Source organism: Delftia sp. PX-1 (genome assembly GCF_055797465.1).
Map to the genome: position 1 here is coordinate 1,481,791 of NZ_CP184763.1, position 18,610 is coordinate 1,500,400.

Sequence of the window (18,610 nt, forward strand, 5' to 3'; positions counted from 1 at the left end):
CTGCTAGTCCAGCTGCACGCCCACCTCGCGCACCAGCCGCCCCCAGTCCGCCAGGTCCTGGCGCAGCGTGTCGGCGAATTGCGCGGGCGTGGTCCGGGGCAGGTCGGTCAGGTTGAGCTCGCCCAGCTTTTTGGCCGTGGCCGGGTCCTGCAGCAACTGGTTGATGGCGGCGTTGAGCTTGTCCACGATGGGCTGCGGCGTTTTGGCGGGCGCGAAGACGCCGTACCAGGAATAGTTGTGGAACGGGTAGCCGGCCTCGGTCAGGCTGGGCAGGTCCGGCTGGCTGGGAATGCGCTTGTCGCCGCTGTGGGCGATGGCGCGCACGCGGCCCGCACGCACCAGCTCCACGGTGGAAGAGGTGTCCGCAAACGCCGCTTGCACCTGCCCGCCCAGCAGGCCCTGCACACAGGGGCTGCTGCCCTTGTAGGGCACATGCTGCATCTGCAGGCCGGCCTGCTTGAGCAGGAATTCCATGGTCAGGTGCCCGCCCGAGCCCTGGCCCCAGGAGCAGTAGCTGAGCTGGCCGGGCCGGGCGCGCACATGCTCCACGAACTCCTTGAGCGAATGCACGGGCAGATCGCGCGAGACCAGCAGCAGATTGCCCGCGCGCCCTATTTGCGCAATGGGTGCGAAGTCCTTGATCGGGTCATACGGAACCTTGCGGTAGAGGCTGGGGTTCACGGCCATGGACGCCGTGTAGGTGAACAGCAGCCGGTAGCCGTCCGGCGCGCCGCGCGCGGCCTGCTCCACGCCGACCAGGCCGTTGGCGCCGGGCCGGTTGTCCACCACGAAGGGCTGCCTGAGCAGCCTGGTCAGGCCTTCGGCAAACACCCGCGCGATGGTGTCCGTGCCGCCGGCGGCGGCCGTAGGCACGATCAGCGTGACGGGGCGGGCGGGGTAGTTGCCGGCATCCTGCGCCGGCTGGGCGTGGCCCGTGCAGGCCATGGCCAGCAGCAGTGCCAGGGCCATGCCGTGCTTCTTCATCGTCTTCATGCACTTGTCTCCTTGTGTCGCCTTGAGTCGCCTTGCCTGTGCGCGGCCCCGTCAGCGCAGCCCCAGGCGCGCCTGCCGGCCCTGCTCGATCATGTCGGCCCCCACGCGGTAGAGGTTGCGCGAGACATAGCTGTCCACCTCGCGCGCACGCTCGCGCAGCCAGGCGGCCTTGAGGCTGCGGGCCTGGCCGATCTCGGGCGCGTCGCCGGCCGCCGTGGCCAGCACGTCGATCACATGCAGGGCCAGCTGCCACTGGCCCGCGTCGGCCAGCGCCTGGGCGCTGGCCACCAGGCCGGGCTTGTCGGTGATGGCATCGGCGATGGCGGCGCCTGCGGCCTCGGGCGGGGCCGGGTGCAGCGTGGTCGGGTTGCGGTCCCACCAGCCGTTTTCCGAACGGTAGATGTCGCGCACGATGTAGCTGGGGTCGCCATAGGTGGGCTTCATCCACTCCACGCCGAACAGCTCCTGCGGATAGTCCATGGCCGCGAGCACCTGCTGCTCGTTCAGGCCCTCGTTCATCAGGCGCACGACTTCGGCGCGCAGCCAGCGCAGCGCCTGTGCGGTGTGCAGCAGCACCTGCTGCACGGCCTGCTCGCCCTCGATCACGGGACCGAACTCGCGCACGGCCTTGAGCGGGCGCAGCGCGGCCATGGCCTGCAGCGTGTCGGCCCAGCGCACGGTGTCGCGCAGCGTGCGAAAGGGCGTGCCGATGTTGGGGATGGAGTCCAGCAGCGCCGCGCCGCCGTACAGCACGCGCTGGCCGGGGCTCCACAGCGCGATGGCATCGTCGGTCTCGGACGGCGCCCAGAACAGTTCGATGCGGCTGTCCCCGCTGCCTATCTCCAGCCGCGTGAAGAAGGTTTCGGTGGGCTCGTGCATGTCCAGCCGGTGCTCGAAAAAGCCCGCGCTGCGGTTGAACTGGATCTCGGCCATGCGGTGCTGCAGCGCCCGGGTCTCGCGGTAGCGTGCCTGGCGGCGCGGCAGGTTGCGATGCGCGATCAGGCGCGGCACAGGCTCTCCGCGCGCGGCCGCATGCTCCAGCCAGGCGGGCACGCCCGCGTTGTAGCCGATGTGGCCGTGGCTGTAGCACAGCGCATGCACGGGCGCGTCGCTGAGCTGGCGCAGGCTGGCGATCATGTCCTGGCTGACCTTGCCGCCGGGGCCGGCGTCGATCACCACCAGGCCCGCGTCGGTCTCGGCCACGAAGGACTGGCCCTGGCCGCGCAGTATGTGCAGGCCCGGCGCCACGGTTTCGCTGCCGGTGCCCACCAGCAAGAAGGGCTTGTCGTCGTCTCTGGCGTTCATGGGGTCTCCGGGTCTGGTTCGATGGGGGGCAGGGCGTAGCGGCCGTCCAGCAGTTCGGGACTGGGCATGTAGGCGCGCAGGCACAGGTAAAAGCCTTCGCGCGGCGCGGGGAGCCAGTTGGCGCGGTGGTCTTCGCTGGCCGGTGGCGCGTGGCTGATGTGGATAGTCAACCCGCCATCGCCATCGCCATCGCCATCAGCGTCGGGGCGCAGGCCCGGCGTGCGGTCGCCGATGGCATGGCGGTCGATGGGGTTGTCCACCAGCATGCAGTCGTGGGCGCCGTAGAGGGTCAGGGACCAGAAGGCCTGCACGGGCGGCAGCGCGCCTGGGGCAAAGCGCAGCCGGTAGCGGCGGCTGCCGTGCAGGGGCAGGCCCTGGGCGTCATGCCAGGCCAGCGGGTAGATGGCCTCGCGGCTTTCCAGCATGCCGATGTACTTGAGCGCAATCTCGGCGCGGGCCTGGAAGTCGTCGCCAAAACTGCCTTCGACCAGGGCGGGGAGTTCCCAGCCCGAGTCCAGGCGCCGGCCCGTGCTGGCCGCGCGCAGCCGGGGCAGCACGCTGTCCAGTGCGCGCTGCAGTGCGGCTTGCTGTTGCGCATCGGGTGCGCCCAGCCCGGCGCCCAGGCCCACGGCCGCAAAGCGCGCGACCCGTGCGGTGTGTTCCTCTGGTGGCGGGTTGTCGCGCAAGGCGGCATTCACCTGGGCTGCATAGTGCTCGGCATTTGGCGGGGCCTGGGGATCGCAGTCCGGGTCGAAGGCGCGGGCCTGCGAGGGCGTGCCCGCCTGCCAGTCGGCCAGCGGGCGCACCGCAAAGCCGTCCTGCAGCGCGTGCACGGCGGGCAGGTCATGCTCGCCATCGACCAGGATGCGGCCTATCACCCACAGCCAGGGCGTGGGCGCGGCAATGTGTGCGCCGGGCGCATCGAACGGTGGCGGCAGCGTCCCCTGCCAGCCGGGCGGCGTGACCAGGAAGGAGCGCGCAGCCGTGCCCGTCAGGCGCTGGCCCAGGTGGGCGAAGGGGTTGGTGATGAAGTCCAGCAGGCCCAGCACGTAGTAGCGGCCCGCCGTGTCGGGCACGTCGATCACCAGCGGCCCGGCGCCCAGGTCCAGCCAGGCGTTGGTGTAGAGCGTGTCGTTGTTGGGCGTGACCACGCGGCTGGTGCCGGCGCGCAGCAACTGGCGCGCATGCACGAACTGGTTGCACCAGCGCAGCGGTGCGGGCGCGGCCTCGCCCGCCGCATTGCGCCGGGGCGAGGTGGCCGCGCGCATGCGGCGCATCTCGTACAGCGGGCAGGTGTGGATGACGGCCTCCTCGGCCAGGGTGCTCAGGTCCATGGCGTGTCTCATGCGGCCACGGGCTGCAGGGGCGGAACAGGCCATTGGTGCGCGCCTGCCTGCGGGTGGTACATGCGCAGGATGAGGTAGAAGCGCCCGTGCGGCGTGGGCAGCCAGTTGGCGGCGCCCTGTGCCGGCCGGGCATGGCCCAGGTCGATCTGCAGGCTGCCGTCGGCCTCGCGCAGCAGTCCCGGCGTGCGGTCCCCTATGGAGTGGCGGCCGATCTCGTTGCCGTAGAGAAAGCGGTCGGCGTCGTACAGGGTGACCGACCAGAAGGCGTCGGCCGGCGGCATGTCGGCGGCATTGAAGCGCAGCACATAGCGCTGGCTGCCGTCCAGCGGCTGCAGGCCTGCGTCGTGGTGGGCGGCGGCGTAGATGGCCTCGCTGGTGGCCAGCGCGCCCAGGCCCAGGTAGGCGGTGCGTGCGCGGCCCAGGTACTCGCTGCCGTAGCGGCCGGTGGACGGCGTCATGGTCCAGGGCCGGGGGCGGCGGTTGCGCCCCATGGCGGCCACGGTGCACACGCCGTCGGCAAAGCCCTCGGTCAGGCCTTCGCGCACGGGCTCCTCCAGCTGCTCCCACGCCATGTGGGCGCTGGCCACCAGGCCGGCCTGGCCGAACCAGGCCAGCAGCCCCTGGTCCTCCTTGCGTCCGGGCGCCTCGGCCAGTGCATGGCAGAGGTTGGTGAAAAAGCGCGGCGCAACCTCGGCCGCAGGCTCCTGGTTCTCGAAGGCGGCCGCCATGGCGTCCACGGGCGGGCCGACCCAGTTCGCGACGGCGGCCGGGCGGCCTCCTTTCGGCGTGCCCGGCGCGGGCTCCAGCCGGATGTCGGCCTGCAGTGCGCGGGCTGCAGGCCAGTCGGGCGCATCGCCCACCACGGTGCGGCCGATCAGCCAGACCAGGTTGCTGGGGCAGTGCACCAGACGGTGGCCGGCCAGGTGTTCCGGCACCTGGCCGCCCGGCCCGACCAGGACCACGGTCTCGCCTTCGGGCGCGCAGTTGCGCGGTCCCAGGTTCTCGAAATTCTCGGTATAGGCGTCGTACAGGGCCAGCACGAAATAGCGGCCCGGATGCGCAGCGCTGGAGGGCACGGTCAGCAGGCGCGGGCCGTCGGCCAGGTGGATCCAGGCCAGCGAGTACAGCAGGTCGTTGGCGGGCGTGACCACGTCGCGGTCCTCATGGGTGGAGGGGCGCTGGCTGTGGTGCAGCGTGTCGAAGTCGCCGCGCATGTCCAGGCCCAGGCCGGTGGCACGTGCGGCGCCGGCATCGGTCTGCAGGCGGCAGGTGCGGTAGGTCTCTATCAGCGGATAGCCGTAGACAAAGGCGGCCAGGCCGATGGAGCGCGCCAGGGCGCGGCGGACTTCGGGCAGGGAGGGAGGGGTCGGGTTCATGTCCATTGTTTTCTTCAGGGCAGGAGGGGGGTCAGTCGAGGGTCACGCCCGTGGAGCGCGCCAGGTCCAGCGCCACGGGCAAGAAGGCGGCGTAGGCGGCGCTGGCCTCGGCCGGGCTGTTGCCCTGGGCCTCCAGGCCCAGCGCCTCGACACGCTGGCGCACCTGGGGCTCGCGCATCACGGCGGCGACCTCGCGGCCCAGGCGTTCGACGATGGCGTCGGGCGTGCGCGCGGGCGCCATCAGCGAGATCGATCCCGTGATGGCATACACGGGCTCGCGGTAGCCCTGCTCGGCAAAGGTGGGCACATCGGGCAGGGCCTTGCTGCGGCGCGGTCCGGCCACGGCCAGGGCGCGCAGCTTGCCGGCGTCGATGAAGGGCTTGAGCGTGGCGGCCGAGCCCAGCGTCATCTGGATCACGCCGCTGATCAGGTCGATGGACATGGGCCCCTCGCCCTTGTAGGCCACGTGCAGCGACTGCAGGCCGTAGGCCTTGTCCATGAAGACCTGGACCTGGTGCGGCTGCGTGCCCGCCCCCCAGGAACCCATGGCGTACTTGCCCGGCGACTGGCGCACGGCCTCGACCAGGCCCTTGAAGTCCTTGGCCGGCACGGCCGGGTTGACGGCCATCACCATGGAGGGCGAGACCACGTCCGAGACCATGCGCAGCTCGGTGCGCGGGTCGTAGGGCAGCTTCTTGTAGAGCACCAGGTTGGCCGTGATGGGCCCGGGCACGGTCAGCAGCAGGGTGTGGCCGTCGGGCACGCTCTTGGCCACATGCTCGGTGCCGATGATGCCGCCCGCGCCGCTGCGGTTGTCCACCACCACGGGCTGGCCCAGGCGCTTGGCCAGGCCCTCGGCCAGGATGCGCGCCACGGTGTCGGTGGAGCCGCCGGCCTGGTATTGCACGACGATGCGCACGGGCCGGGCGGGATAGCCGTCCTGGGCCAGCGCGGCGCTGCAGGCCAGGGCAAGACAGGTCAGTGCGGCGGTGCGCAGCAGGGGTGTGTTCATGGTGGCCTCCGGGCGGGAGATGGAATGGGCATTGGCTTTCATGCAGCCTCCCTGCCGATGACCAGCGCATCGACGGCCACGCAGCCGCCGTCCTCGCGCGGGCGGGCGATCAGGGGGTTGATCTCGGCGCTTTCCAGCGTGGCGCCTGCGCGCTGCGCAAAGCCGGCCAGGGCGCACAGCGTGTCGGCAATGCTGTCCAGGTCCACGCGGGGGCGGCCGCGCGCGCCGTCCAGCACGGCAAAGGCCCGCAGCTCGCGCGCCATGGCCAGTGCGTCGTCGCGCGTGATGGGCAGCAGTCGCAGCGAGACATCGCGCAGGATCTCGGCATGGATGCCGCCCAGCCCGAACATCAGCACCGGGCCGAATACCGGGTCGCGGTGCACGCCGGCGATGCACTCCACGCCGCCCTGCACCATGGGGGCGGCCAGCGCGCCGTCGATGCGCGCCTCGGGCCGGGCCTGGCGCGCATTGGCCAGGATGCGGTCGAAGGCGGCCTGGGCGCCGGCCGCATCCGCCAGGTTCAGTGCCACGCCGCCCACGTCGGATTTGTGGGCGATGGCATCGCTGCAGACCTTGAGGGCCATGCGTCCGCCCATCTCCTGCATGGCCTGCGCTGCCTCTGCCGCCGTGCGCACCAGCCGGTGCGGCACCACGGGCACGCCGGCCTCGGCCAGCAGGGCCATGCTGCGCTGCTCCGACAGCGTGCCCGCCGCCAGGTGCAGCGCACTGCCTGCATCGGCCATCGAGGGCAGCGCCTGCGGTGTTTCATGCAGGCGGGCCAGCGCGCCAATGCAGCGTATGGCTGCGCCCGGGTCGGCGAACACCAGGCAGCCCAGCGCCTCCAGCGCATCGCGGCGCTCAGGCGGGCACAGCGTGCTGACGGCCAGCAGGGTATCGGGATGGTGGGTGCGCAGCGTCTGCACCAGGCTTTGCAGCACGGGCCAGAAGGCGTCGGACAGGCCGCCTGCCGCGAAGAAGCCCAGCCAGCTGTCGAACTGCCGGTCGGCCAGCATCAGGCGGGCGCTGCGCTCCAGCAGCGTCATGTCGTTGGTGACCTGGCCCGTGATGTCCACGGGGTTGCGCGGCGCGGCAAACGGCACCCATTCGCGCAACTGGCGCTGGGCCGCGTCGGACAGCGGTGCCACGTCCAGGCCGGCTGCGCTGGCGTCGTCGGCCATCATGGCGCCCACGCCGCCCGAGACCGTGAACAGTCCGATGGACCGCCCCTTGGGGGCCCGCGCGATGGAGGCGCTGGCCGCCAGCGCGAAGAAGTCCGTGATGGAATGCGCGCGCAGCACGCCGTAGCGGCGGAACACCGCGTCATAGACGGCATCGTTGCCCGCCAGCGAGGCCGTGTGCGATGCGGCGGCGGCCGCGCCCAGGGCGCTGGTGCCCACCTTGCACATGACCACGGGCCTGCCGCGCTCCTGCGCCAGGGCCAGGGCCGCGCGCAGCCGGGGGCCGTCGCGGCAGCCCTCCATGTAGGCCATGATCACGTCGGTCTCGGGGTCCTGGGCCAGCCAGGCCAGGCCATCGGCCAGCTGCACATCGGCCTCGTTGCCCGTGGTGGCCCACAGCGACAGGCCCAGCCCGCGCTCGCGCGCCAGGCTGTAGGCATAGGCACCGAAGGCGCCCGACTGGCTGACCATGCCGATGCGCCCGGGCCGCACCAGGCCGCCGCCCGGCGCGGGCGAGAACGTGGCGTAGACCTGGTGGCCGGGGCGCATGAAGCCCAGGCAGTTCGGGCCGATGAGGCGTATGCCCGCCTCCTGCGCGCGCCGCGCCAGCGCCTGCTGGGCGGCCGTGCCGTCGGAGCCGGTCTCGGCATAGCCCGAGGAAAACAGCACCATGGACTGCACGCGCGCGGCGGCCGCATCCTCCAGCACGCCGGCCACCTGCGACTGCGGCACGGCGACGATGGCCAGGTCCACCGGCGCGCCGATGGCGGCCAGCCGCTCGTGCGCGGGCAGGCCCTGCACGCGGCTGGCGCGCGGGTTCACCGCATACAGCGCGCCGCCGTAGCCGAAGCGCAGCAGGTAATCCAGCGGAATGCCGCCGATCTTGCTGGCCTGGTCCGAGGCGCCGACCACGGCGATGGAGCGCGGCGCGAACAGCGCGTCGAGCCGGGAAGTGTCGAAGCAATGGCTGTCGGTCATGTGTGTCCCTCAGAAGTTGTGGCGCACGCCCAGCGCCAGGGACCGCACGCCGTCGCCGCTGTGGGCGGCCACCGGCACGTTGGCAATGGCGGCCGAGGCATTGGCCGCGTTGCCCAGCTGCAGCCAGCGCGCGTAGAGCACGGTGCGCTTGCTCAGCGCGTAGTCGTAGCCCAGCGTCCAGGTGTTCTGGGCGCGGTCCGTGCCGCCCACCTCGCGCCGCGCCACCGAGACCAGCAGCTTGGAGCGCGCATCCACGCTCCAATCGGCGCCCAGCTGGGCCAGCTTCGCCTTGGGTGTGCCGGCGCGGTCCACGCGGTTGATGACGTAGTTGCCCGTCAGGCGCAGCCCATTCAGGGCTTCCCAGCTGGCCGACAGTGCCTGGTACTGGCTGGTGGCGGGCGCGGCCACGGGTGCGGCGGCGCTGCCTTCCACGGACTTCTGGAAGCTGTAGGCCAGGAACCAGGGCTTCTGGTTCCAGCCCAGCGTGGCGCCGTAGAGGCGGCCGTTGCTGCTGTTCGGTGAAGCTGCTTCGCCGAAGGAATAGGCCAGGTCCGCCAGCCAGGGCTGGCCTGCCGGCGTGCGGTAGCGCACCAGGTTGTTGGCCCGCGCCGCAAACGGCCGCAGGCCGGCCTGGGCATCGGTGGCCGACACCAGGTTCAGCGAGGAAAACAGCGCGTTCATGCCCAGCGGATCGGCCCGGAACAGCGCGCCGAACATGGGCGTGTACATGCGGCCCATCTCCACGGCGCCCCAGCCGCTGTTCAGCCCCACCCAGGCCTGGCGCGTGAAGGCCAGGCCCGGGCCGGGAATGGTGCCCAGGCCCGTGTCCGGCGCCACGCCGGCCTCCAGCATGAACTGGGCACGCAGGCCGCCGCCCAGGTCCTCGCTGCCGCGAAAGCCGATGCGCGATGCCGCGCTGCCCCCGTCCTCCAGCCGGCTCAGGCGCGTGGCGCCCGACCTTGCGCTGTTGATGTGGACGTCGACGATGCCGAACATCTCCACGCTGCCCTGGGCCCACGCGGACGTGCCCAGGGCCGCCATGCCGCCGGCGGCCAGCCAATGCTTGTGCTTCACGAACTTGTCTCCTTGGTAGCGCCCCGGATGCTTTGCCCGGTGGCTTGCTTGCTACTATCCCGAGCGACAGGGGATGCACTCTGTCAAGCCATTGACAAATGGCGGTACATGGGCACCGGACTAACCCGGGGCCTTCGACATCGTGAGAGAACCATGCGCTCCAAGCCTGCTCCCGTGGCCGACCCTTCGGCGCTGATCCGCCGCGCCCTGGGCCTGTGCCGCATGCTGCGCAACTGGCCGCCCGAGGTGCTCGATGAGCTGACGGCGCTGTCTCGCCTGGGCCGCTACGAGCGCCACCAGCAGGTGCGCGCCGCCGACCCCAAGCGGCGCGAGGTGCTGGTGGTGGCTTCGGGCTGCGTGGAAGTGGGCGGCGTGGACGCCACGGGCTCGCGCTTCGTGCTGTCCATGCACAGCGCGGGCGACATCGTGGGCCTGGCGCGGCTGCTGGAGCACACGCAATTCGTCTACGACTACCACGCGCACCAGCCCACCGTGCTGGTGGAGATCCCCGGCGAGTCCTTCCTGGCCCTGCTCGATGCCCATCCGCTGCTGTGGAAGGACATCTGCCTGCTGGTGCTGGCACGCATGCACGAGCTGATCGTCGTCCAGCAGCGCCACGCCTTCAGCAACATCGACAACCGCGTGGCCGAGCTGCTGGCGCGGCTGGCCCCCACGCATGGCCAGCCCGCGCCCGACGGGCAGGGCGTGGTGCTGCGCATCTCGCAGAGCGACCTGGCCGCCATGCTGTCGGTCTCGCGCCAGACCATCAACAAGGAGCTGCGCCTGCTGGAGCAGCGCGGCCTGCTGCAGGCCGCCTATGGGCGGCTGACGCTGGTCGATCTTGCCGGCCTGGGGCGCGCGGCCGCAGCCGGCCCGGCAATGGGACAATAGCGCACCATGACCGCCTCCACCGACACCCTCACGATCACCCGTCCCGATGACTGGCACCTGCACGTGCGCGATGGCGAAGCCATGCGCAGCGTGGTGCCGCATACGGCCGCGCAGTTTGCGCGCGCCATCATCATGCCCAACCTCAAGCCGCCGGTGACCACCGCCGAGCAGGCGCTGGAGTACAAGCAGCGCATTCTCTCGGCCGTGCCCGAAGGCATGGCCTTCGAGCCGTTGATGACGCTGTACCTCACCGACAACCTGCCGCCCGAGGAAATCGTGCGCGCCAAGGCGGCCGGCGTCGTGGCCTGCAAGCTCTACCCGGCTGGCGCCACCACCAACAGCGACCACGGCGTCACCGACCTGCGCAAGATCTACCCCACTTTGGAAGCCATGCAGCGCGAAGGCCTGCTGCTGCTGGTGCACGGCGAAGTCACCAGCAGCGACATCGACCTGTTCGACCGCGAGGCCGCCTTCATCGACCAGCACCTGATCCCGCTGCGCCGCGACTTCCCCGAACTCAAGATCGTCTTCGAACACATCACCACGCGCGAAGCCGCCCAGTACGTGACCGAGGCCGACCGCTTCGTGGGCGCCACCATCACGCCCCAGCATCTGCTGTTCAACCGCAATGCCATCTTCACGGGCGGCATCCGTCCCCACTACTACTGCCTGCCCGTGCTCAAGCGCGAGACGCACCGCCTGGCCCTGGTCGAGGCGGCCACCAGCGGCCTGCCCAAATTCTTCCTGGGCACGGACAGCGCGCCGCACGCGGCCCATCTCAAGGAACACGCCACGGGCTGCGCGGGCTGCTACAGCGCCCACGCCGCCATCGAGATGTATGCCGAGGCCTTCGACAATGCCGGCGCGCTGGACAAGCTCGAAGCCTTCGCCAGCTTCAACGGCCCGGACTTCTACAGCCTGCCGCGCAACACCGGCAAGATCACCCTGGTGCGCGAAAGCTGGACGCCGCCGGACAGCTTCGCCTTCGGCGAGGCGCAACTGAAGCCGCTGCGCTCCGGCGAAGCCCTGCCCTGGAAGCTGGTTTAAGCTGGCGGGACTGCCACCCGCCAGAGGATTGCCATGCCTGAGCCGCAACCGCGCATCGCCCTGCTGATCGACGCCGACAACGCGCCGGCCGAGATGATCGACGAGATCCTGACCGAGCTGTCGACCTTCGGCGTCATCGACATCCGCCGCGCCTACGGCAACTGGACCAAGCATTCGCTCAGCGGCTGGCAGCGCAAGCTGCTCGATTTCGCACTGCGGCCCATGCAGCAGTTCGACTACTCCAAGCACAAGAACGCCACCGACATGGCGATGACCGTGGACGCCATGGAGCTGCTCTACACCGAGCGGCCCGACGCCTTCGGCATCGTCTCCTCCGACGCCGACTTCACCCCGCTGGTGATGCACCTGCGCTCCAAGGGCGCGGCCGTCTACGGCTTCGGCATGGCGCAGACACCCCAGCCCTTCGTCAATGCCTGCTCGCGCTTCCTGTACCTGGAAGCGCTGGGCGAGGCGGCGCCAGCCAACGGCAATGGCCAGGACGCCGCGCATGAGGCAGGCCAGGCGGCGGTGCCGCCCGTGGCTGCATCGGCCGCCGCCGCGCCCCAGCCGCCCAACGGTGCCGGCAAGGAACGCGCGCCGGCCCAGGCCGAGCAGGCACCTGCCTCCTTGTCTGCTCCCGAGCCGCAGCGCCCCTGCCTGCGCGTTCCTTCGCAGGAGCTGCGCCAGGACACGCGCCTGCTGAACATGCTGCGCAGCGCCGTCAACGCCACGCAGGACGAAAGCGGCTGGGCCCATGTGGGCGCCGTGGGCGCGCAGATCGGCAACAAGGCCTCGTTCGATGCGCGCAACTACGGCTATGCCACGCTCACCAAGCTGCTGGCGGCCACGCAGGCCTTCGAGATGCGCGACGAGGGCACCTCGCGCGTGGCCGTGCGTGACAAGCGCCTGGCCAAGGCGCAGTCCAGGCCGTCCGGCAATTGACGTTTCCCATCGACTGGAATGCGCCCTGGCTGCAGGGGCTGCAAACGCAGGGCAGGGCGGCCTGCCAGCGGGTGGCGCAGGGCCGGCCGGTCTGGAAGGCCCTGCAGTCACTGGCCGACGCACAGGCGCTGCCCTGGCGCTTTGTGCCCCAGCACGACCTGCCCGAAGGCATGGCCTACGAGCAATTCATCTTCGAGACGCGCTGCATTCCCACGCGCGACAACCTGCATGACTTCTTCAACGGCCTGATCTGGCTGCGCTGGCCCGCGCTCAAGCAGCGCTGCAATGCCCTGCAGGCCGGCGCCATTGCCCAGGCGGGCGTGGGCGCGCAGCGCGGGCCGCTGCGCGATGCCGTCACCGTGCTGGACGAGAACGGCGCCCTGCTGCTGGCGCCGGCCGCGCTGTGCGAGGCGCTGCGCCACCGGCGCTGGCACCAGCTCTTCGTGGAGCAGCGCGCACTATGGCGCCAGGCCAGGCTGCTGCCCATAGGCCATGCGCTGCTGGAAAAGCTGGTGCAGCCGCGCAAGCCCATCACGGCCCATGTGCTGTGCGTGCACACGGATGGTGCAGGCGTCACGCCGGCTTCTGGCGCAGCGGATATCGACGCCTGGCTGGCCGCCAGCGCCTGGCTGGCCGCCAGCGCCTGGCTGGAGCCGGACACGCTGGCGGCCAAGCCTTTTGCGCCCTTGCCGGTGCTGGGCGTGCCCGGCTGGTGGCGCGAAAACGAGAACTTTTCCTTCTATGATGACTCTCTCGTGTTCCGGGCGCCCCGTTCCGTACAAGCATCACAACAAGGAATGACAACGGCGCAGGACCCGGCTTGAAAACAGCCGGTGCGGCCCTCACTTTTCAACGCTGCAGGGCCCAGATCCTTCCCCCTTTCCCCACTTTGTGGAGAACCCACTGATGAAACGCATCGCACTTTTTCTATTGACCAACGTCGCCGTCGTGGTGGTGCTGGGCATCGTCGCCAGCCTGCTGGGCGTCAACCGCTTCCTGACCTCCAATGGCCTGAACCTCGGGGCCCTGCTGGGCTTCGCCTTCATCATGGGCTTTGGCGGCGCCATCATCTCGCTGCTGATCTCCAAGCCGCTGGCCAAGTGGAGCTCGGGCGTGCACGTGATCAACGAGCCGCGCAACGCCGATGAGGCCTGGATCGTCAACACCGTGCGCGGCTTCGCCGACCGTGCTGGCATCGGCATGCCCGAAGTCGGCATCTACGAGGGCGAGCCCAATGCCTTCGCCACCGGCGCCTTCAAGAACTCGGCCCTGGTGGCCGTGTCCACGGGCCTGCTGGAAGGCATGACGCGCGAAGAGGTGGAGGCCGTGATCGGCCACGAGGTCGCCCACATCGCCAATGGCGACATGGTGACCATGACCCTGATCCAGGGCGTGATGAACACCTTCGTGGTCTTCCTGTCGCGCGTCATCGGCTATGCCGTGGACAGCTTCCTGCGCAAGAACGACGAAAGCAGCTCGGGCCCCGGCATCGGCTACTACGTGACCACCATCGTGCTGGACATCGTGCTGGGCTTCCTGGCCGCCATCATCGTGGCCTGGTTCTCGCGCCAGCGCGAATTCCGCGCCGACGCGGGTGCCGCCCAGCTCATGGGCCGCAAGCAGCCCATGATGAACGCCCTGGCCCGCCTGGGCGGCATGCACCCCGGCGAGCTGCCCAAGAGCGTGGCCGCCATGGGCATTGCCGGTGGCATCGGCAAGCTGTTCTCGACCCACCCGCCGATCGAAGAGCGCATTGCCGCGCTGCAAAACGCGCAGAACCTCTGATTCAGGATCAGGTTCGACACGCTGGAGCCTGTCCAGTGGGGCCCGGTCATTGACTGGGCTCCGCTTCCCGAAGCCCCATCAGAAATGCTTGTCCGGTACTCCATTTTTGCGAATGTAGTAACGTACAAGCATTTTCTTTGACGGAGGTGCGTCATGCAGATTTCGACCTTCAGCAGCCGTGAATTCAACCAGCATGTTTCCGCTGCCAAGAAAGCGGCCAGTGGTGATGACGTGGTCTACATCCTGGACCGGGGGCAACCTGCCCACGTGCTGATGAGCATTGAGAAATTCCGTGAACTGTCGGGGCAGACCCGGAACATTCTTCAATTGCTGGCCATGCCCGAGGCCGCCGATATCGATTTCGACATTGAGCGCGCGAAGGATTTGCCGCGCGCCGTGGACCTGTCCTGATGTATCTGGTGGACTCCAACGTCGTTTCCGAACTGCGCAAGGCATCGTCGGGCCGCGCGAACGATGGCGTTGTGGCCTGGGCGCAATCGGTCGCGGCCGAGTCCCTTTTCATCAGCGCGATCACGCTGATGGAGCTGGAGAAAGGCGTGCAGTTGAAAGCCCGGCAAGACCCGATTGCCGGGCAGGTGCTGCGCCGCTGGCTGGTGGAGCGCGTGTTCACGGCCTTTCAGGGGCGTGTACTGCCAGTGGATGCGATGGTGGCCATGGAAAACGCGGCCTACCACGTGCCTGCGCCGCAGCCGCTGGCCGACAGCCTGATCGCGGCCACGGCGAAGGTGCATGGCTTGTGCGTGGTCACCCGCAACATCAAGGACTTCGAGCCGTTCCAAGTTCATGGAGTGCGCGTCTTGAACCCTTGGATGTAGGGCCCGTCTCAACCCCACGTACAGCCAGACTTGATCTTTACCCAGGCTTCACAAGCCCCTGTCAACAACCGGCAGGGGCTTTTTCGTTGTATCTGCATGGCCGTACTAAGCGCGGCCAGGAGTGCATCGTGAAGCCTGTATTCATTCAAACGCCGGGCCGTCGCCTGGTTCCGGCCCTGGTCCTGGCTGCCGCTGCGGTGGCGTTGACCGGCTGCGTGGTGGCGCCTGCCTATCCCGTAGGTCCTTCGGGCGAGGTGGTCTATGCGCCCATGGCGCCGCCGCCGGTGCAGACCGAGGTCATTCCGGTCGCTCCCTCGCCGGTTCATGTCTGGATCGGCGGCTCCTGGGGCTGGGGTGGCGGCCGTTATGCCTGGCGTCCTGGTTATTGGGCGGCGCCGCCGCATCCCGGCTATGCCTGGCGCCCGCACCGCTGGGACCATGGGCCGCGCGGCTGGTACCAGCGTCCCGGCGGCTGGTATCGCCGCTGAGTCAGGTGGCGGCGGCGTCGGCGCTGCCACCCTGGCCGGCCTTGGCCAGCAGGAAGTCGATGCAGGTGCGCACGGCCCGCGTCTGGTGGCGGTCGGGCAGGTACAGCAGGTACATGTGGGTGCCGAAGATGCTCAGGCGGTACTCCTGCAGGGTCAGTACCACCTCGCCGCTGGCCACCTTGTCCTGCACCACGTAGTCGGGCACCAGGCCCACGCCCAGGCCCGCCAGAATGCCCTGGCGCAGGAAGGGGAAGTGCTCGGAGATCATGGTCGGCGCCAGCAGCACCTCCTGGCGGTCCGTTCCCTGGTAGGCCGACAGGCGCAGCTGGCGGCCCATCACGCCGGCCGTGATCAGCGGGCTGTTGCGCAGCTCGTACAGCGTGCTGGGCAGGCCGTGCTGCTGCGCATACTCGCGTGAGGCGCAGGCCACGTAGTGCACATTGCCCAGGCTGCGCGCAATCACCGACAGCGGCGGCTCCTGGATCACGCGGATGGCGATGTCCACCTCGTCGCGCAAATGGTCGGCCCGGTTCTCGAACAGCACATCCAGCACGATGGCCGGATACAGCCGCTTGAACTCGATCAGCCAGTCGCTCATCACGATCTGCCCATAGCCGCTGGGCACGCTCAGCCCCACGCGCCCTGCCATCCCCTGGCCCAGCGACGTGATCGTCTCGCGCGCCGACATCATCTCGTTCTGGATCGCGCGGCCATGCTCGTACATCCGCATCCCCACCTCGGTAGGCTCCACGCGCCGCGTGGTGCGCCGCACCAGCTGCACCCCCACCGATTTTTCGAGCTGCGTCAGGTGATAGCTCACATTGGCCCGCGTCATCTTCAGCTTGCGCGCCGCCTGGCTCAGATTGCCGCTATCGATGATTTCCACCAGCAGGGTCAGCGAGTTCAGATCCATTCAGTTCACCAAGCAAAACAGCGAGATCGAGCGCAAGAGCAGAGGGCATAAAACTGGCGCAACCCAAAGCGAGGGACACCGAGGAAGGGCCGTCCCGCACCGAGGGTGTCGTCCCCCTCCCCCGCGAAGCGGGTAGAGAGGGGGAAGCGGCGTAAGCCGCTCAGGGGGTTGTCAAATACGTTTTTACAGTCTGTCAATCATTCATGGGATTGTAAAGAACCATTGTCGTGGCAAGAATGGATGTTTTGAGTGGAAAACCCAAGTTCGGAGACATGCAGATGAGCGAACAAGCCCAGGCTTCCGTGGTCCAGACCCGCCTTGATGGTGCCGTGCTGGTGGTCAGCATCAACAACCCCCCCGTGAATGCCCTGGGCCAGGCCGTGCGCGCCGGCCTGCTGGCTGCCGTGGAGCAGGCCGAATCGGATGCCGCCGTCAAGGCCGTGCTCATCGTGGGTGAGGGCAAGGCCTTCATCGCCGGAGCAGACATCCGCGAATTCGGCAAGCCCGCCATGCCGCCCTCGCTGCCCGAGGTGCTCAATCGTCTCGAAGCCTCCGACAAGATCGTGGTCGCCGCCATCCATGGCCCGGCCTTGGGCGGCGGCCTGGAAGTGGCCATGTCGGCCCACTATCGCCTGGCTTTGCCGGCTGCCAAGCTCGGCCTGCCCGAAGTCAACCTGGGCCTGCTGCCCGGCGCTGGCGGCACGCAGCGCGCACCGCGCCTGATGGGCGTGAAGGCGGCCGCCGACCTCATGCTCAGCGGCAAGCACCTGTCGGCCAAGGCCGCGCTCGCCGCCGGCCTGGTGGACAAGCTGGTGGACGGCACGGATGCCACGGCCGCAGGCCTGGCCTACGCCAACGAACTGCTGGCAACCAATACCGCGCCGCGCCGCACGCGTGACATTGAAATCGCCGACAAGGCTGCTGCCCTGGCCGAACTCGACGCACTGGCCGCCGACACCGCCAAGAAGAGCCGCGGCCTGTTCTCGCCGCTGAAGATCGTGGAATGCGTGCGCGCCGCCGTGGAGCTGCCCTTCGACGAAGGCATCGCCAAGGAGCGCGCCCTGTTCGTGGAGTGCCTGAACAGCCCGCAGCGCGCCGGCCTGATCCACGCCTTCTTCGCCGAGCGCGAAACCGCCAAGATTCCCGAGGCCAAGGCTGCCGCGCCGCGCCACTTTGCCAAGATCGCCGTCATCGGCGGCGGCACCATGGGCGCCGGCATCACGGTGTCCGCGCTGGACGCGGGCCTCACCGTGACCATGATCGAGCGCGACGCCGAGTCCATCGCGCGCGGCCAGGCCAATGTGGAGAAGGTCTACAACGGCCTGATCGCCAAGGGCCGCATGACCGAGGAGGCCAAGGCCGCCGTCATGGCGCGCTACACACCCAGCACCTCCTATGACGACATCAAGGATGTGGACCTGGTGATCGAGGCCGTGTTCGAGGACCTCGAGGTCAAGAAGGCCGTGTTCAAGGAACTGGACCGCGTCTGCAAGCCCGGCGCCGTGCTGGCCACCAACACCTCCTACCTGGACATCGACGCCATTGCCGCCGCCACCTCGCGCCCGCAGGACGTGATCGGCCTGCACTTCTTCAGCCCCGCCAACATCATGAAGCTGCTGGAGATCGTGGTGCCCGCCAAGGTGGCGCCCGACGTGGTGACCACGGCCTTCGAGCTGGCCAAGCGCATGAAGAAGGTGCCCGTGCGCGCCGGCGTCTGCGACGGCTTCATCGGCAACCGCATCCTGGCCGTCTACAAGCAGGCTGCCGACTACATCATGGAAGACGGCGCCAGCCCCTACGAGATCGACGAGGCCGTGCGCGGCTTCGGCTACCCGATGGGCCCGTTCCAGGTCACCGACCTGGCCGGCGGCGACATCGGCTGGGCCACGCGCAAGCGGCGCGCTGCCACGCGCGATCCCAAGGCCCGCTACGTCGAAGTGGCCGACCGCGTCTGCGAGCGCGGCTGGTTCGGCCAGAAGACGGGCCGTGGCTTCTACCTCTACCCGCAGGGCGCGCGCGTCGGCCAGCCCGACCCCGAAGTGCTGGCCATCGTCGATGCCGAGCGCGCCAAGAAGGGCGTGACGCCGCGCCAATTCACCCCTGAGGAAATCATGCGCCGCTACATGGCCGCCATGGTCAACGAAGGCGCCAAGGTGGTGGAAGAGGGCATTGCCCTGCGCCCGCTGGACGTGGACGTGACCTTCCTGTCCGGCTACGGCTTTCCGCGCTTTCGTGGCGGCCCCATGAAGTGGGCCGACATGCAAGGTCTGGACAAGGTGCTGGCCGACATCCGCGAATTCGCCAAGGAAGACGCGCTGTTCTGGAAGCCCGCTCCCCTGCTCGAAAAGCTCGTGGCAGAAGGCCGCGATTTCGAAAGCCTGAACAAGGCAGCGTAACTGATCACCCCCTGAGCCGCTGCGCGGCTTCCCCCTCTCTCGCTACGCGG

Annotated in this window: 17 protein-coding genes; 9 read left to right on the forward strand and 8 right to left on the reverse strand. The window is 69.3% G+C overall.

Going from position 1 to position 18,610, the window contains the following annotated elements; all coding sequences use genetic code 11:
- Positions 1-3: 3 nt before the first annotated feature.
- The 7 genes from ACN20X_RS06840 to ACN20X_RS06870 are packed head-to-tail and all read right to left on the reverse strand — an operon-like array spanning position 4 to position 9,262.
- Entirely contained in the window at positions 4-993 is a 990-nt protein-coding gene (locus ACN20X_RS06840) for a Bug family tripartite tricarboxylate transporter substrate binding protein (protein ID WP_016451789.1), read from the reverse strand.
- A 51-nt stretch (positions 994-1,044) separates the two neighbouring features.
- Complete coding sequence (locus ACN20X_RS06845; RefSeq protein WP_473210388.1) at positions 1,045-2,298, reverse strand: alkyl sulfatase dimerization domain-containing protein; 1,254 nt, start codon at positions 2,296-2,298, stop codon at positions 1,045-1,047.
- Positions 2,295-3,632, reverse strand: a complete 1,338-nt coding sequence (locus tag ACN20X_RS06850; protein ID WP_473210389.1) for a DUF1254 domain-containing protein — start codon at positions 3,630-3,632, stop codon at positions 2,295-2,297. The genes ACN20X_RS06845 and ACN20X_RS06850 overlap by 4 nt, the downstream gene beginning before the upstream one ends.
- A gap of 8 nt (positions 3,633-3,640) precedes the next feature.
- Entirely contained in the window at positions 3,641-5,026 is a 1,386-nt protein-coding gene (locus ACN20X_RS06855) for a DUF1254 domain-containing protein (protein WP_473210390.1), read from the reverse strand.
- A gap of 25 nt (positions 5,027-5,051) precedes the next feature.
- Positions 5,052-6,074 carry a Bug family tripartite tricarboxylate transporter substrate binding protein gene (locus ACN20X_RS06860; RefSeq protein WP_063327254.1) on the reverse strand — a complete coding sequence of 341 codons (1,023 nt, stop codon included), beginning with the start codon at positions 6,072-6,074 and terminating at the stop codon, positions 5,052-5,054.
- Entirely contained in the window at positions 6,071-8,188 is a 2,118-nt protein-coding gene (locus ACN20X_RS06865; RefSeq protein ID WP_473210391.1) for an acetate--CoA ligase family protein, read from the reverse strand. Before ACN20X_RS06865 ends, ACN20X_RS06860 begins: the two co-directional genes overlap by 4 nt.
- A gap of 9 nt (positions 8,189-8,197) precedes the next feature.
- Positions 8,198-9,262 carry a porin gene (locus tag ACN20X_RS06870; RefSeq protein WP_016450289.1) on the reverse strand — a complete coding sequence of 355 codons (1,065 nt, stop codon included), beginning with the start codon at positions 9,260-9,262 and terminating at the stop codon, positions 8,198-8,200.
- A 153-nt stretch (positions 9,263-9,415) separates the two neighbouring features.
- On the opposite strand from ACN20X_RS06870, the gene ACN20X_RS06875 reads away from it, so the two are divergent.
- The 8 genes from ACN20X_RS06875 (at position 9,416) to ACN20X_RS06910 (ending at position 15,251) form a co-directional block, all read left to right on the forward strand.
- Positions 9,416-10,153, forward strand: a complete 738-nt coding sequence (locus ACN20X_RS06875; protein WP_016451782.1) for a Crp/Fnr family transcriptional regulator — start codon at positions 9,416-9,418, stop codon at positions 10,151-10,153.
- A 6-nt stretch (positions 10,154-10,159) separates the two neighbouring features.
- A complete protein-coding gene (pyrC, locus tag ACN20X_RS06880; RefSeq protein ID WP_016450291.1) occupies positions 10,160-11,200 on the forward strand; it encodes a dihydroorotase in 1,041 nt (346 codons plus the stop codon).
- A gap of 33 nt (positions 11,201-11,233) precedes the next feature.
- A complete protein-coding gene (locus ACN20X_RS06885) occupies positions 11,234-12,142 on the forward strand; it encodes an NYN domain-containing protein (protein ID WP_016451781.1) in 909 nt (302 codons plus the stop codon).
- Positions 12,139-12,966: a DUF3025 domain-containing protein gene (locus ACN20X_RS06890; protein WP_473210392.1), complete on the forward strand. Its 828-nt coding sequence runs from the start codon at positions 12,139-12,141 to the stop codon at positions 12,964-12,966. Before ACN20X_RS06885 ends, ACN20X_RS06890 begins: the two co-directional genes overlap by 4 nt.
- An 82-nt stretch (positions 12,967-13,048) precedes the next feature.
- The gene (htpX, locus tag ACN20X_RS06895) at positions 13,049-13,927 is read left to right on the forward strand and encodes a protease HtpX (RefSeq protein ID WP_013804154.1); all 879 of its coding nucleotides are present in this window, start codon (positions 13,049-13,051) and stop codon (positions 13,925-13,927) included.
- Between the two features lie 153 nt (positions 13,928-14,080).
- Positions 14,081-14,338 (forward strand): type II toxin-antitoxin system Phd/YefM family antitoxin, encoded by a 258-nt coding sequence (locus tag ACN20X_RS06900; RefSeq protein ID WP_016450294.1) that lies wholly within the window; start codon positions 14,081-14,083, stop codon positions 14,336-14,338.
- Entirely contained in the window at positions 14,338-14,763 is a 426-nt protein-coding gene (locus tag ACN20X_RS06905) for a PIN domain-containing protein (RefSeq protein ID WP_473210393.1), read from the forward strand. Before ACN20X_RS06900 ends, ACN20X_RS06905 begins: the two co-directional genes overlap by 1 nt.
- 128 nt (positions 14,764-14,891) lie before the next feature.
- Positions 14,892-15,251: a YXWGXW repeat-containing protein gene (locus ACN20X_RS06910; protein ID WP_026062496.1), complete on the forward strand. Its 360-nt coding sequence runs from the start codon at positions 14,892-14,894 to the stop codon at positions 15,249-15,251.
- A gap of 1 nt (position 15,252) precedes the next feature.
- Here ACN20X_RS06910 and ACN20X_RS06915 read toward each other — a convergent pair whose 3' ends face one another.
- Positions 15,253-16,164 (reverse strand): LysR family transcriptional regulator, encoded by a 912-nt coding sequence (locus tag ACN20X_RS06915; protein ID WP_017405809.1) that lies wholly within the window; start codon positions 16,162-16,164, stop codon positions 15,253-15,255.
- Positions 16,165-16,442: 278 nt separating this feature from the next.
- Between ACN20X_RS06915 and ACN20X_RS06920 the strand changes: the two genes are divergently transcribed.
- Positions 16,443-18,560: a 3-hydroxyacyl-CoA dehydrogenase NAD-binding domain-containing protein gene (locus tag ACN20X_RS06920; RefSeq protein WP_133073955.1), complete on the forward strand. Its 2,118-nt coding sequence runs from the start codon at positions 16,443-16,445 to the stop codon at positions 18,558-18,560.
- Positions 18,561-18,610 lie beyond the last annotated feature (50 nt).